This is a genomic window from Sulfurimonas sp. NW7, assembly GCF_051132265.1.
In the GTDB taxonomy this organism is placed as follows: domain Bacteria; phylum Campylobacterota; class Campylobacteria; order Campylobacterales; family Sulfurimonadaceae; genus Sulfurimonas; species Sulfurimonas hydrogeniphila.
Window position 1 is genome coordinate 1,991,649 of the sequence record NZ_CP093235.1, and the last position, 13,878, is coordinate 2,005,526.

At 38.7% G+C, this 13,878-nt stretch carries 12 protein-coding genes; 4 read left to right on the top strand and 8 right to left on the bottom strand.

All coding sequences use genetic code 11. The features are described from left to right. Positions 1 to 5: 5 nt before the first annotated feature. From MLC35_RS10440 to MLC35_RS10475, 8 genes are all read right to left on the bottom strand, one after another. Complete coding sequence (locus MLC35_RS10440) at positions 6 to 2,198, bottom strand: LPS-assembly protein LptD (RefSeq protein WP_434636922.1); 2,193 nt, start codon at positions 2,196 to 2,198, stop codon at positions 6 to 8. Further along, entirely contained in the window at positions 2,191 to 2,640 is a 450-nt protein-coding gene (locus tag MLC35_RS10445) for an RDD family protein (protein WP_151899439.1), read from the bottom strand. Before MLC35_RS10445 ends, MLC35_RS10440 begins: the two co-directional genes overlap by 8 nt. Positions 2,641 to 2,651: 11 nt before the next feature. Continuing rightward, positions 2,652 to 3,917, bottom strand: coding sequence for a phosphoribosylamine--glycine ligase (gene purD, locus MLC35_RS10450; protein ID WP_434636924.1), 1,266 nt, complete (start codon positions 3,915 to 3,917; stop codon positions 2,652 to 2,654). 299 nt (positions 3,918 to 4,216) lie between these two features. Next, the gene (locus MLC35_RS10455; protein WP_434636926.1) at positions 4,217 to 4,858 is read right to left on the bottom strand and encodes a uroporphyrinogen-III synthase; all 642 of its coding nucleotides are present in this window, start codon (positions 4,856 to 4,858) and stop codon (positions 4,217 to 4,219) included. Positions 4,859 to 4,984: 126 nt separating this feature from the next. Next, positions 4,985 to 6,535, bottom strand: coding sequence for a glutamine-hydrolyzing GMP synthase (gene guaA, locus MLC35_RS10460; RefSeq protein ID WP_151899436.1), 1,551 nt, complete (start codon positions 6,533 to 6,535; stop codon positions 4,985 to 4,987). 249 nt (positions 6,536 to 6,784) lie between these two features. After that, entirely contained in the window at positions 6,785 to 8,092 is a 1,308-nt protein-coding gene (gene nhaD, locus MLC35_RS10465; RefSeq protein WP_434636928.1) for a sodium:proton antiporter NhaD, read from the bottom strand. Next, on the bottom strand, positions 8,092 to 9,543 hold the full coding sequence (nadB, locus tag MLC35_RS10470) for an L-aspartate oxidase (RefSeq protein ID WP_151899434.1): 1,452 nt from the start codon (positions 9,541 to 9,543) through the stop codon (positions 8,092 to 8,094). Before nadB ends, nhaD begins: the two co-directional genes overlap by 1 nt. Continuing rightward, complete coding sequence (locus tag MLC35_RS10475; protein ID WP_151899433.1) at positions 9,543 to 9,737, bottom strand: hypothetical protein; 195 nt, start codon at positions 9,735 to 9,737, stop codon at positions 9,543 to 9,545. Before MLC35_RS10475 ends, nadB begins: the two co-directional genes overlap by 1 nt. Positions 9,738 to 9,818: 81 nt before the next feature. On the opposite strand from MLC35_RS10475, the gene MLC35_RS10480 reads away from it, so the two are divergent. The 4 genes from MLC35_RS10480 to MLC35_RS10495 all read left to right on the top strand — a co-directional run bounded on the left by MLC35_RS10480 (position 9,819) and on the right by MLC35_RS10495 (position 13,877). Continuing rightward, positions 9,819 to 10,157, top strand: a complete 339-nt coding sequence (locus tag MLC35_RS10480; RefSeq protein WP_434636930.1) for a hypothetical protein — start codon at positions 9,819 to 9,821, stop codon at positions 10,155 to 10,157. Beyond that, positions 10,147 to 11,949: an excinuclease ABC subunit UvrC gene (gene uvrC / locus MLC35_RS10485; protein WP_418640742.1), complete on the top strand. Its 1,803-nt coding sequence runs from the start codon at positions 10,147 to 10,149 to the stop codon at positions 11,947 to 11,949. The genes MLC35_RS10480 and uvrC overlap by 11 nt, the downstream gene beginning before the upstream one ends. 69 nt (positions 11,950 to 12,018) lie before the next feature. Then, positions 12,019 to 12,435 carry a PAS domain-containing protein gene (locus tag MLC35_RS10490; protein WP_151899430.1) on the top strand — a complete coding sequence of 139 codons (417 nt, stop codon included), beginning with the start codon at positions 12,019 to 12,021 and terminating at the stop codon, positions 12,433 to 12,435. A gap of 11 nt (positions 12,436 to 12,446) precedes the next feature. Continuing rightward, the gene (locus tag MLC35_RS10495) at positions 12,447 to 13,877 is read left to right on the top strand and encodes an Hpt domain-containing protein (RefSeq protein WP_434636933.1); all 1,431 of its coding nucleotides are present in this window, start codon (positions 12,447 to 12,449) and stop codon (positions 13,875 to 13,877) included. Position 13,878: the final 1 nt, after the last annotated feature.

Here is a 13,878-nt window from a genome sequence, read left to right on the forward strand (position 1 = left end):
GCATCCTATTTTGTATCATCCGGCAATTTATACGATAAAAAAGAGCTGCCGGCATTTGCTTTCATTAACGGTTTTAATACAACAGTCAAGTATATAAACCTGTCATACACAGAGGAACTTGTACTCCCGACTGTAGTCAAGACAGGTCTGTTGTTTTCGGTATACTGCACTCCAAAATCCCAACATCGCTTTGTGTACAAAAATCCGAAAGAAAAACTTTTTCTCTCTTTTGATTCTAAATCATAATTATAGCTTGTATTGTAAGAATAGTGTTTGTTGTAAGTATATTTTACATTTGATGTGAGATAACTTGTATAGGGCGTATAAGTGGCTGTTTTTGGTAAAAAGGTATTTTTATAGAGATGTGAGAGTGCAATTTTCACGCCATTCCTGTTGAATGACACCTGATTCAAAATCTTTGAAAACTTTTTTTCCTTATAATTATAAAACATGTTATTGTAATAGGACAAAAAACTCGTTATCTTATAGTCAAGCTCATTTTCCAGGTCACCATAGCGTTCTTTTGTATTTTCGTAAGAGATGTTTTGGGAAAGTCTGTGATAGATAATCTCCTGTGCGGTACTGTCATAAAAATATTGCTGAAAGTTTAGCTGTGTATCATTTTGAATTGTTGCTATATTATAAAACTCACATCTTTGTGCAAAATTTGGATCTGCCTTATTTGTAAAATCTGAACAGTAGTCCATATTGTCCTGATAAAAACCGTCTTTCTTACTCCAGCCTTTCGCATTATAACTCACTTCAAAGCCTACAACATGACTAAAATTTGCATATGCCTTTGTTAACTGTGTTGAAACAGTAACAGTATTGTAGTTGCTTGCATAAAAGCCGTCATGATATTCAAAACCCGGAATTGGATTTTGTTCATGCCCGCTAAATTGAGAATGTTGCAGATACAGATTTGCCTTGTATGAAAGATTGACATATTCACCAAACAATGGCGTCTGAAGTGTTACAGGCAGATTTACATCTGTTTGAATTACTTTTTTGTTTATGATTCTTTGAATATTATTACTCTGCACATCAAAGGAGTACAGCAAATGATCTTTCAAAAAAGTATCTACATAATGATGGTATTGAACAGTTGGGAGTTTTTGCAGTGTATTGTCATTTGTCTGGAGTGTCAAATCTTCATAATATTTAAAATAGGCACCTATATAGTTGTCATTTGTATTATAAAAAAGGTTTACTCGTGAAAGTACCTGTGTTGCAGTTGCCTGCTGCAGTGCATTATTGTTTTGTGCAAGGTTAATGTAGTCAACATCATTCATATGGTTAATATCTGCATATATTCCGGACTGTCCCGGCAAGTCCAGTCCAAGCCATTGATTCAGAGGATTTGTATTGTCATACTTAAAATTAAATCCGTAATGGGATTGATTTTGCAGATTATATTTTAAATAATACTCCTCGTTTTCTTTAAAATATCCTGCTTTGAATTCTCCGTGTGAAACAGCAGAATCCACAAATCTGAAAGTAGTATAGAGTCCTTTTCCTCTTGTGGTTCTGATCTGTGGATTGATTTCTAAATCCCACCAGTTTTGTTCGGCAATGTAAATCGGCTGTTCATAATAAAACCCTTCGGTTGAGGATACTCCAAAAGACGGCTTCAAAAGACCGGTACGCCGTGTCGTATCAAGAGAGTAGCCAAAATAGGGCGTATAAAATACCGGTATGTCGTAAATATAAAGCCGTGCATTGTATAAATTAATCCATTTGGAATCTGTATTGTAGTCCGATGAAGAAAACTCCATTGTCCATAAAGGGTCTACAGGGTCACATCCGCTGACTGAACCTGAAGTGATATCCAGCAGCACTCCTTTTGATTCACCTTCATTTGCACTGATCCAGACATCAGATTTATTCTCAAGCAGATAAAGCGGTTTAAAATACCGCTCTTTTTTTGCCAAATTGAGTTTTGCATATTTTCCGAGTATCTTGTACTTTTTGTTATGGTTGAGCCGTACCTTCCCAAAGAGTTCCAAATCTTGCGTCTTTTGGTTATACACCGCTCTTTGAGCAGTTAAAAAATAATCTTTGTAAACAACACTGACTCCTCCGTCCGCATACACAATATTATTTTTTGATTTGACAGAGGATGCATATATTTCAATCTTGTCATCTGCAATCAGAATACCCATACAGGAGAGAAGGAAAAAAAGAAAATATTTAAGCATCTATCACCAAAGTTTTTGCGGTTTTATCATGCCATGCCTGGCGCTGCGGATCAAACATTCCCCATAAAAAACCAAGATAAAAAATCATTTCACTTATAATTCTGAAAACTGCCCTGTTGAGTGCTGCTGCAAAGTTCGGATTGTCCAGTGTGCGTACATCAATAACCTTTATTTTCATTGCCAGCTTCCCTAAAGTAGCCCCGTACTGCATTACAAAAAAAGTCTGATAGACTATTTTCATCGCAATATACTGCAATACATAGGTATTTGTCAGTATAATAATATCTTCAACCGTCTGCGCATTGGCAAATGAATCAGACATCGCGATAATAAGTAAAAAAGAGAGCAGCATTTCATCTATAAAAAATGCCATTGCCCTTTTTTTAACAGAGGCGAGCTGTAAATGTTCTCGGTTGAGAAGTTTTTCAATCTCTTCATTCAAAATTCAAATTCCTAAAGAGCTTGGTAGGCGATATCTGTACGAAGTTTTTTTCCTGCAAAATGAACCTGTCCACATCTCATATAGGCTCTGTCGCGTGCCTCTTTGATACTCTCACCCAAACCGACACATACCAAAACACGTCCACCCGTTGCGTAGAGTTTCCCGTCTTCCATTGTAACACCGGCAAAAGATATATGTGTATTTTCTTCTATTTCTTTATGCTTGACATCATCTAAAATAATTTCAGCAGGCGTTGATGGTCCGTACGGATAATTTTCACTCGCCATAACCACACCGACAGCATACTGGTCTGAAAATTCTACTTTGATTTCGCCCAAACGGTTTGTTGCCGCTTTGTAAAACATGTCAGATACGCTTGAAGTCATTAACGGCATAAGAATTTCACATTCAGGGTCTCCAAAACGTACATTAAATTCCAGAGTAATCGGCTCACCGTTTACCACCATAATACCGATAAAAAGTACACCCTCAAAAGGTGCACCCTCTTCTTGCATACCCTCAAGTGTAGGGCGGATAATACGCTCTCGTACTTTTTGGTACAGTGTTTCATCTACAAGCGGAGTCGGGGCATAGGCACCCATTCCCCCTGTATTTGGACCTTTGTCACCGTCAAGCAGGCGTTTGTGATCCTGTGCAGCCGGAAGCAAAATATAATCTTTCCCGTCACATACTGCAAACATAGAAAGTTCATAGCCGTCTAAAAACTCTTCCACGATTACTTTTTTACCCGCATCACCGAAACTTTTTCCGCTGAGCATTTCAGAAATTGCTTTTTTTGCCTCATCATGGGATTGTGCGATGATAACACCCTTTCCGCCACACAGACCATCTGCTTTTACAACGATAGGTGTCTGCAGGGTGTTTGTAAACCTGAACAGCTCTTCTATCGAATCACTCTCTATATATTTTGCTGTAGGAATATTGTATTTTGCCAAAAAGTTTTTCATGTAGACTTTTGAGCCTTCAAGCTGAGCAGCCTCTTTACCCGGTCCGAAAATTGTCAGTCCCTGTGCTTTAAATATGTCAACAACACCATCCACCAGAGGCGCTTCAGGACCTACTATAGTCAAATCAATCTCATTTTTTTTTGCAAATGCTGCCAAATCATTGTAATCTTTGATATCGAGGTTTGTTCCCAGATTGTTTGTTGCACCGTTTCCAGGCTGAAAAAAAAGTTCATGTTCCTCTTCTTCATTTTTTATAGCACGGGCAATAGAGTACTCTCGTCCACCGCTCCCCAAGATCAATATTTTCATTTGTATCTCCATATAATTAAAAAATTTATTTAGCCCACCCTGATGAAATAAATAAACTTTTTTTTGCATTAACCCGAGCAGCCGTCGCACTACTGGCTTGGTTCTAAAAGCCGAATTTGGGTGAAGAGAGGGTTGCCTGACGGCGGCAATTTCATCGGCAGAGTGAACATACCTCAAGCGAAACCACCGACACACGACAACCCTACTGATTCACAGGTTGAATATGTAGAACCCGCATATATGTGCTGACACGAACTACTCAGATTAACAAGATAATTATACTAAAAATATGCTTGTTTTTATTTTAGGGAATGCGCTATTTGCATACAACTCTCGATAGTTGTCTCATCAGAGAGAATACAGGAGCAGTTTTTTGGCAGTGCTTTTGCCGTTGTTTTGCCTATAACGATTATTTTATGTGTGTGCAGCAAAGTATGCCTGCTTAAAAAACACTCTACACTTGAAGGAGAGGTGAAAATAAGTATAGCCTCCTGCGGCACTGTTACATGTAACAACTCTTCACTGCATTTGCTTGCATAGACAATTTTTTCATCTATGCAGTATCCCTCTTCTTTACATGTAAGGACAAAATCAGAAGCAACAAGTTCAGCACGCAAATAAAGCCATTTTGTCTCTTTTGAGTATTGTTTTATTTTTTCCGCAAGAGTATCGCCGTACCCCTTACCGACAGCCAGGACCTGACCCCCTAAATCTTCAAAACTTTTTGCACTCTGTTTTGAGATACACAGCGCCTGCTTCTTTATATACTCTTTTTTCTCATACTGTTGCAACGCTTTTGATGCCTGCTTTGAGGTAATTATCAGATAATCATATTTGGAAAAATCAATATCAGGCTGAAAAAAAGTAATATCCAAAGAGTTTACATGGTGAGCATCAGGATGAGAAGAGACAGAAAAAAGGTAAATGGGCTTGTTATGCATTGAAATTTCCTCGTTTATGGAAATTGTAAAAAGTTTGGTTCAGATTGGAATGTTTTGAGGTTAAGGCATAGTTAAACTATGCTGATTCCTCAATCCTTTCAAGATGAGCCGAAATTTTTCTCAATTTTATTCCCACTCTATTGTTGCGGGCGGTTTAGATGATATATCATAAACTACGCGGTTTATTCCATCAACCTCATTAATGATTCTTCTTGAAATTCTCTCAAGCAGGTCATGCGGCAGATGTGCGAATGTTGCTGTCATACCATCAACTGCTTCTACAACTCTGATACATACCGTGTTGTCATAGGTACGGTTGTCACCCATAACCCCTACTGATTTTACATTTAAAAGAACGGCAAAAGCCTGCCATGTTTTTGCATAATATCCGCTTGCTTTGAGTTCATCGAGTAAAATAACATCTGCTTCGCGTAAAAGATCCAAATCAGGAACATTTACATCCCCCATGATTCTAATAGCAAGACCAGGTCCGGGAAAAGGATGACGGTTAATCATACTCTCCGGAAGTCCCAGTTCCAGTCCGATTTTACGTACTTCGTCTTTAAAAAGTTCACGCAGCGGCTCAATCAGTTCAAAATCCATCCAGTCAGGAAGACCGCCGACATTATGGTGAGATTTAATCACTTCTGAGGGACCGTTGACAGAGATAGATTCAATGACATCCGGATAGAGTGTTCCCTGTGCCAAAAACTTAATACCGTCATGTTTTTTCGCCTCTTTTTCAAACTCTTCTATAAAAGTATGCCCGATAATTTTGCGTTTTTGTTCAGGGTCGCTCACTCCTGCCAGTTTTGTTAAGAAATTATCCGCTGCATCCACAGTAACAAGAGGCGCTTTGAGATTTACTTTGAAAACTTCCTCAACCTGCTCTCTCTCACCTTTGCGTAACAGTCCGTTATCTACAAACACAGGAATAAGCTGATCACCGATTGCTTCATACAGCATTGCTGCCACAACAGAACTGTCAACTCCCCCGCTTAATCCGCAAAGCACTTTGGCGTCACCGACACGTTCGCGAATGGATTCAATCTGCTGCTTGAGAAAATGCTCCATTTTCCATTTTTCTGTGACGCCACAGATATTTTTTGCAAAGTTGCGAAGCATCAGGTACCCTTCTTCAGAGTGCTGTACTTCCGGATGAAACTGAAGCGCATAGACACGTTTTTCATCATTTGCAATGGCCGCATACGGTGAATTGTCAGATGTGGCGATTACCTTAAAACCCTCAGGAAGTGTTTCTACTCTGTCCGAGTGGCTCATCCATACTACAGTGTGATTGTCACAATCTTTAAAAAGAGGAGAAACATTGTCAGGGTAGCCGACTATGTCAAGTTCTGCTTTTCCGTATTCATGGTGGTCAGAACGTATAACCGAACCGCCAAAATCTACCGCAATCCTTTGCATTCCATAACAGATACCAAGAATCGGAATGCCCATTTTATAAACCTCTTTGTCAACTTCATAGGCATCTTTGTTGTATACAGAAGAGGGACCTCCGCTGAGTATGATACCCTGAGGATTTTTCGCTGCAATATCCTGGGCTTTTGTATGAAAAGGAAGGATTTCACAGTATATTTTATCTTCACGAAGACGACGAGCGATGAGTTGTGTGTATTGAGAACCAAAGTCTAAAACTATAATGCTAACATTTGTCATTGAAATGCCTTTTGATAAATTTATATATAAAATGAGCAAAAGCCCATTTTACAGCAGGGACTCTGCGTCCCTACAACCCCCTAAAGCTACAAAAAACAATGTTTTTTGAGAAAAGAAAAGTTGAAAAGAATTTAAGTTATGAAAGGATACAATAAATAAGATTAATGTTTGATTTGTTCTTGGAAATCCAAGTCTTAGCCATTAGAGACAAAGCCCGCACATAAAGTGCGGGTTCCGAAATTTGGATTTTTAATAAAGTCCCATAATTTCAAACTGAACGTACCAGATTATAATAGAGACCGCATATCCCACTAAAATAGTCCATGAATGCTTCATGTGTGAACCGAAAGTATAGATTCCGCGAAGTTTTCCCATAACTCCGACACCGGCTGCCGAACCAAAAGAGATCAGACTGCCGCCGATACCCGCTGTCATGGTCACAAGCATCCACTGGTCTATTCCCATGTTTGGAGAAGATTTTAAAATTGCACTCATTACCGGTACATTGTCTACAATTGCAGAAAGGAATCCGACACCGATATTGGCTGTGGTTGAACCAAGCAACTCATACAGATGATGGATGTATTCCAAAAATCCTAAAAAGTGCAATGCTCCGACAGCCGAAAGAATACCGAAGAAGAAAAGAAGCGTATCGTTCTCTACCTTTTCCATATTGACATAAATGTTAAAACTGTTCTTTCCTGTTCTTTCAAGCTGGAACGCATAAAGTTTTAAAATAGCCAGACCGAACATCATACCCCACATTGCCGGAAAATGAAAAAATGTATGCCCGAGAACAGCAATTGCAATGGTCAATACTCCCAAATAGGTAACGGTTATTCCGCCATCAAGTACTTTGGGTTTCTTTTCTGTCGCTGCATCAAACGGCGGTTCTCCTGAGGGAACGGACAAAGAGAGTAAAAATGCTGTAACAACCCAGCCGACAACAGAAGCAGGAAAGAGGAAAAGAAAGTCCACAAACTCTCCTTTGCCGGCAGTCCATGCCATGAGTGTTGTAATGTCACCAAACGGAGACCATGCGCCGCCTGCATTGGCAGCTACAACAATATTTATAGCTCCCGGAACCAAAAATGCAAGATTTTTCTTGTCAATCGTAAAAAGCACGGTGGAAAGGATCAAAGCAGTTGTCAGATTGTCTGCGACAGGGGAGATAAAAAATGCCAGCAGACCGGTCAGCCAAAAGAGTTTTTTATAGGTATACCCTTTTGAAACAAGTTTATACTTTAACAGATCAAAAACACCGCGTTCTAAAAGCGTCTCAATAAAAGTCATTGCAACAAGCAGGAAAAAGAAAATTTCGGCTATTTCCAAAATCAGTTTTTCCAGTTCATCATGCAGCGGATCAGGATTCATCCCGTTAATAGCATAATAAATACCGATAAGCATAAACATAAATGTACCGGCAAACAGTGCCGGTTTTGCTTTGTTTATCTCATATTTTTCTTCTGTAGCGATAAAATAATACGCTATAACAAAGACAGCTAAGCTCAGCCATCCTACCCAGGTTGTTGCAAGATTTATTGCTTCGTGTTCCATTAATTCTCCTCTTGTATTGTATGAACCCCTATGGATTCATGCCTGTTTAATGCAGATATTACTATCTCTTTTGCCGTCAGTAAACGAAATTTTAGTAGTTTACCAATATTTTCATTTAAAAGTGCATTAATTGTGGATAAAGCATCGTTTAATCCGCTTTTTGTACGAATTATAGAAACATTTTCCCACATTATTCGTCTGAGCTGGTCTTTTTTCGCCTTGTCCTCTTTGAGACTCATCACCTCATCATGGAGTTCAAATGTTTTCATACTTTTAGGAGTGTCAATATTTTTTAAAATATCATCCACTGCCCTTTTTGCAAAAACCAAACCCTCCAACAGTGAGTTCGATGCCAGTCTGTTTGCTCCATGCACCCTTGTTGAAGCAACTTCGCCAACAGCATACAAATTTTTTACATTTGGCACTCTGGCATTCAAATCGGTGCGAATACCACCGATGGCATAATGAAAAGCAGGCGATATCGGAACCCTTTGCGCAGGAACATTAAAGCCCAGTTCCCTTAGGTTCTTGCAAATATTTGGAAACCTGTGTTCAAAATACTCTTTATCAAAATTTTCACAGTTGAGATACACATGCATACCTGTCTTCTTTTTATATTTATATATTGCCTTGCTGACAATATCGCGTGAAGCCAGCTCGCCTCTCTCATCATAATCAAACAGGAATCTTTTTCCGGTTTCATCCTCTATGGTTGCCCCTTCTCCACGAAGAGCTTCTGTCAAGAGCATTTTTTGGGCATTGTTGGAATTTACAAATACAGTGGGATGAAACTGCAGCATTTCCATTCTGTCAAGGGCTATGCCTTTCATCACACAAAGTCCCTGTATATCAGCACTGATACAGGGTGCATTTGTATGGTATTCATACAAAGAACCTACACCTCCGCTTGCTATAATGACATTTTTTGCATATATGTTTCTGCGCTGTCTGTGATCAAGTACGGTAACGCCATAACATTCGCCATTATCAATCAGCAGATCAACGACTCTTGCATCACTGAGCATCGCATGGGCAGTATGTTCAAGAAGAAAATGGTGCAGATATCTCCCCGTCGCATCACCGCCTGCATGCAGTATCCGTTCGCAGGAATGTGCCGCCTCTTTTGTATAAAGAAGTTCCCCCTCTTCATTGGTGTCAAAACGAAACCCCTGTTCTATCAGGTCATCAATCGCCTGACGTGAATTTTGGCTCAGCACATCCACCGCTTCCGGATCACACAGCCCGTCACCGGCGGCAAGCGTATCTTTTATATGTACCGGAATATCCGCTTCATCACGAGCCAGCGCTACTCCGCCCTGGGCATAGAATGTATTGCATTTAAAAGTTTCCCGCTTATTGATAATAAGCACTTTTTTCTCAGCAGGGATATTCATACTTGCATAGAGTCCTGCCACACCTGCGCCTATTATTACTACATCATATTCAGTCATTACGGTGCACAGCTTTCATTCGTATCATTATTAAACTCTTTCTTTTGAATAATAAACTTCACATTTTTATCCTCTTTTGGTACACTCTGTTCATAATAAGGGGGTGCTTTATAGCCGCACCCGCTTACGCTTAATAAAAAGCTTGCTATAATTAGCCTATGAAAAACAGCAGTGATATTCTCAACTCTCTTCAAAATAAACCTCAATTTTCCAAACTGTCTCAATACAAATGCATCCATAAAATACAATCGGCATTCAGCCCCCCTTTACAAAAGATGATTAAGTTTTCATATATAAAAAACAAAATACTTTTTTTCGTTCTCAATCATCCCGGTGCCAAACAAGAATTTGATAATAGTATACAAAGCATTAAAAGTGCTTTAAAGTTTCACACTCCCACAGAATGTGAAAATGAAACTATAACAGATATAAAAGCTTTTGTTACACATAAACCTGCTTTACATGGAGACACAACAGCATTGACACAACCCAGAAAAATTGTATCCTACAGGGAAAGAGCAACGGGAAACTTTGACATTCCTGTTCATGATGAAAAACTCAGAGAACTTATTCTCTCTATCCAAAAAATTATAAAAGAAAAAAATGACACTTAAAGAAAAAATCCAACAACTGCCGAACAACCCGGGAGTCTATCAGTATTTTGACAAAAACGGCCATCTCCTGTATGTGGGCAAAGCCAAGAACCTTGCCAAGCGTGTAAAAAGCTACTGGCAGTTTACTCCCGAACTTTGTGCAAATCCGCAGCTCTCTTTGCGCATCTCAAAAATGATAAACCAAACCGTTTCCATGGATTATATCATTGTAAATTCCGAACATGATGCGCTCATACTTGAAAATTCACTGATCAAACAGCTGGGTCCGAAATACAATATTTTGCTCCGTGATGACAAAACCTACCCCTACATTTATATAGACAACTCTCAGGAGTATCCTCGGTTCGACATTACAAGAAAGGTGATTGACTCCAAAGATATCACCTACTATGGTCCCTACTCTGTCGGTGCGAGAGATATTCTCAACTCCATTTATGATATTTGCAAACTTGTACAGAAAAAATCCTGTCTGAAGTCAAAAAAACTTTGTCTCTACTATCAGATAGACAAATGTCTCGGTCCCTGTGAACTGCCAATCAGCAAAGAGCGTTATCAGCAGGAAGTAACACTTGCATCGCAACTGATTAAAAACAAAAAACTGCTTCTTGGCAAACTGGAAGAAAAAATGGAGTTTTATGCCCAGGAGTTGCGCTTTGAAGAAGCCGCCGAGCTCAGAGACACCATAGAGAGAATAGAACGGTCCCAGATTAAAAGCGAAATTGATTTTGCCACAAATGAACATTATGATATTTTTGCAATAGAAAATTCTGAAAAAAGAGCGGTAGTTGTAAAAATATTTATGCGACACGGCAAAATAATCTCTTCTTCTCATGAGTATCTGCAGCTTCATGAAGGCTTGGATTTGAATGAGCTCTATTCAAGAGCACTGCTTGGATTTTACAAAGATGAAAAGCCTCCCATCGTTGCTCCGATTCTTCTTCCTCAGAGTTTTGAGGACAAAGAACTTATAGCGCATCACCTCACAAAAGTATTTGGTCAAAAAGCACACATTCTCATCCCTCAAAGAGGAAAGAAGAAAGACTTGATTGCTTTGGCAAAATTAAATGCAGCGGAGTTATTGAAAAAAGACAAAGAAACACTTAATGTCAAAATACTCGAAGAACTCCAGGAACTGTGTCAATTGCAAAAAATTCCAAACAGAGTGGAAATATTTGACAATTCCCATATGTCCGGTGTTGCAACAGTCGGAGCTATGGTCGTATATGAAAATACAAAGTTTGACAAGAAATCCTACAGAACCTATCATCTGGAGGCAAAAGACGAGTACTCCCAAATGCGCGAAACACTTACAAAAAGAGTAGAGAGTTTTTCTAAAAATTCACCGCCGGACCTGTGGATACTCGACGGAGGAGCAACACTGCTTAAACTTGCACTTGACATACTTGAATCCAACGGTATCGCCCTTGATGTCATAGCCATTTCAAAAGAAAAAGTTGATGCCAAGGCACACCGAGCCAAAGGAAATGCTCAGGATATTCTCTATACAAAAGAGAAAATTTTCAGACTCAAAACAAGTGACAAACGTCTGCAGTGGGTTCAAAATTTACGGGATGAAGCACACAGAGCAGCGATCACATTTCACAAAAAAACAAAACTCAAACTTGATCAGGAGAGCAGACTTTTAAGTTTACATGGAATATCGGCTGCAAAAATTCAAAAACTGCTCAATCATTATGGCACCTTTGAAGCACTCAAAAGTGCCACATTTGATGATATTCGTTCACTTTTAAATACAAAAGATGCAAAAACCATCAAAAATTTTTATAAATAAGTTTTTTTTTCACTCCTTTATGATATATTTGTGAGAATTCAAGTGAATCACTAATTATAAGGTTTTTTAATGAGCAAAATTATCCCTGTAGACGAAGAGTATTTTTTTGACGGAAATGTCATTATTTCTCAGACAGATTTAAAAGGTGTTATTACCTATGCAAACAAACTATTTTGCAGTGTATCCGGTTATAAAGCCGATGAACTGGTAGGACAACCCCACAACATACTCAGACATCCGGATATGCCGCGCAGCATATTTGCAAAAATGTGGGAAACTATTCAAAGTGGACAGGCTTGGAACGGACTTGTAAAAAACCTTAGAAAAGACGGTCTGTACTACTGGGTAGAGACAGAAATTCTGCCAATCAGAGATAATGATGAAAATATAACAGGTTATATTGCTGCCAGAAAAGCAGCCTCTCGCAAAGATATTCAAGAAACAGAAGAAACATATAAAAAGATGCTTGAGACAGAAGAGGAATAAGGGATGGAAGAATGCTAATTTATAATTTTCAAAAAGAGTTTTTGGGTATTGACGAAAAAAACCTGCATACACTGGGATATAAAGATTTGGCTGATCTGCGCGCAGAAGTGACAGATTTCGCAGATTTGTTTGTAAAAACACCAGGATATATACATAATTTTCAGCATGTGCACTGGATTGACTATATAACATGTGCAGAGTCAAATGAAGAATCCAAAGTCATCATTAATGCCAATTCAAAAAACTACAAAGCAATAATTACAATTACAAATGCCTACCTTGTAGACAATCCGACTCAAAAAGCCTATATAGTACACTTAAACAATCTGCGAACACTTACAGCGCAGGAGTATGATGCTATTTCAGGAGATATTACGCAAAGAACAATACCGGAAACAGTATCTCCACAGCAGTCACAACCAATCCTTAAGACAACAGAAGAACCAACAGTCATACAAGATGAGTATGACACTCCGTTACATGTGGAGACACAAGAGAAAGAAGACCTTGATGCAATGCTGGATGTAGGTGACTTAAGCATCGAAACCCCGGAAGTAACAAAGACAGAGCCTTTCGTTCAGGAATCTCCTCAAAAACCGAAAAGCACCTATGTTTTTGACCCCAATATCGCATCAAAAGAGCTTGGTTTGCCACTTGATTTGATTGAAGAGTTTATACAGGATTTTATAACCCAGGCAAACGACTTTAAAGATGAACTTTACAAATCACTTGAAGAAGGAAATATTGATAATGTTAAAACTCTTTCGCACAAGCTTAAAGGAGTCGCAGCGAATCTTCGTATTGAAGATGCACATGAAGTACTTTCAATTATAAATGCTACTTCTGATGTCGATATCATACAGACAAACCTGGATGATTTTTACAGAATTATTGCAAAATTAGCCGGTGAAGAAGATCTTGCCACCATAAAAGATGATGAAGTGCCTCAAAAAATTGAAATTCCGGAACTTTATGATGATGATTTTGTTGCACCACAGGAATCTGAAGAAATTCTCACTTTTAAAGATGATGAACCTGAACTGACTTTGGAATTTAAAGAAGAGCCGGAGATTCAAGAAGAACAGGAAATTCAGGAAGAGACAGAAACGCAGGAAGAATCAGAAAATGAGAAAAAATATTCTAAAGAAAAAATTGCCAATGAGATAGGCCTGGATTTAGAGAGTTTCAATGAACTCTTTGAAGACTTTATAAAAGAAGCACATGCTATAATTGCAAAAATAAATGATGCTCTCGCCACCCAAGACTACCCTGCACTGAAGCGGCAAGCCTTAAAATTAAAAGGAATGAGTGACAATATGAGAATGCACACTTTTACAAATGAACTTGAAACACTCACACACTCTACAGATAAAGAGACGCTGACACAAACTGTAAAAGAGATAGAAAATATACTTACAGCAATTTCAAAAGAAGAGGAATAGG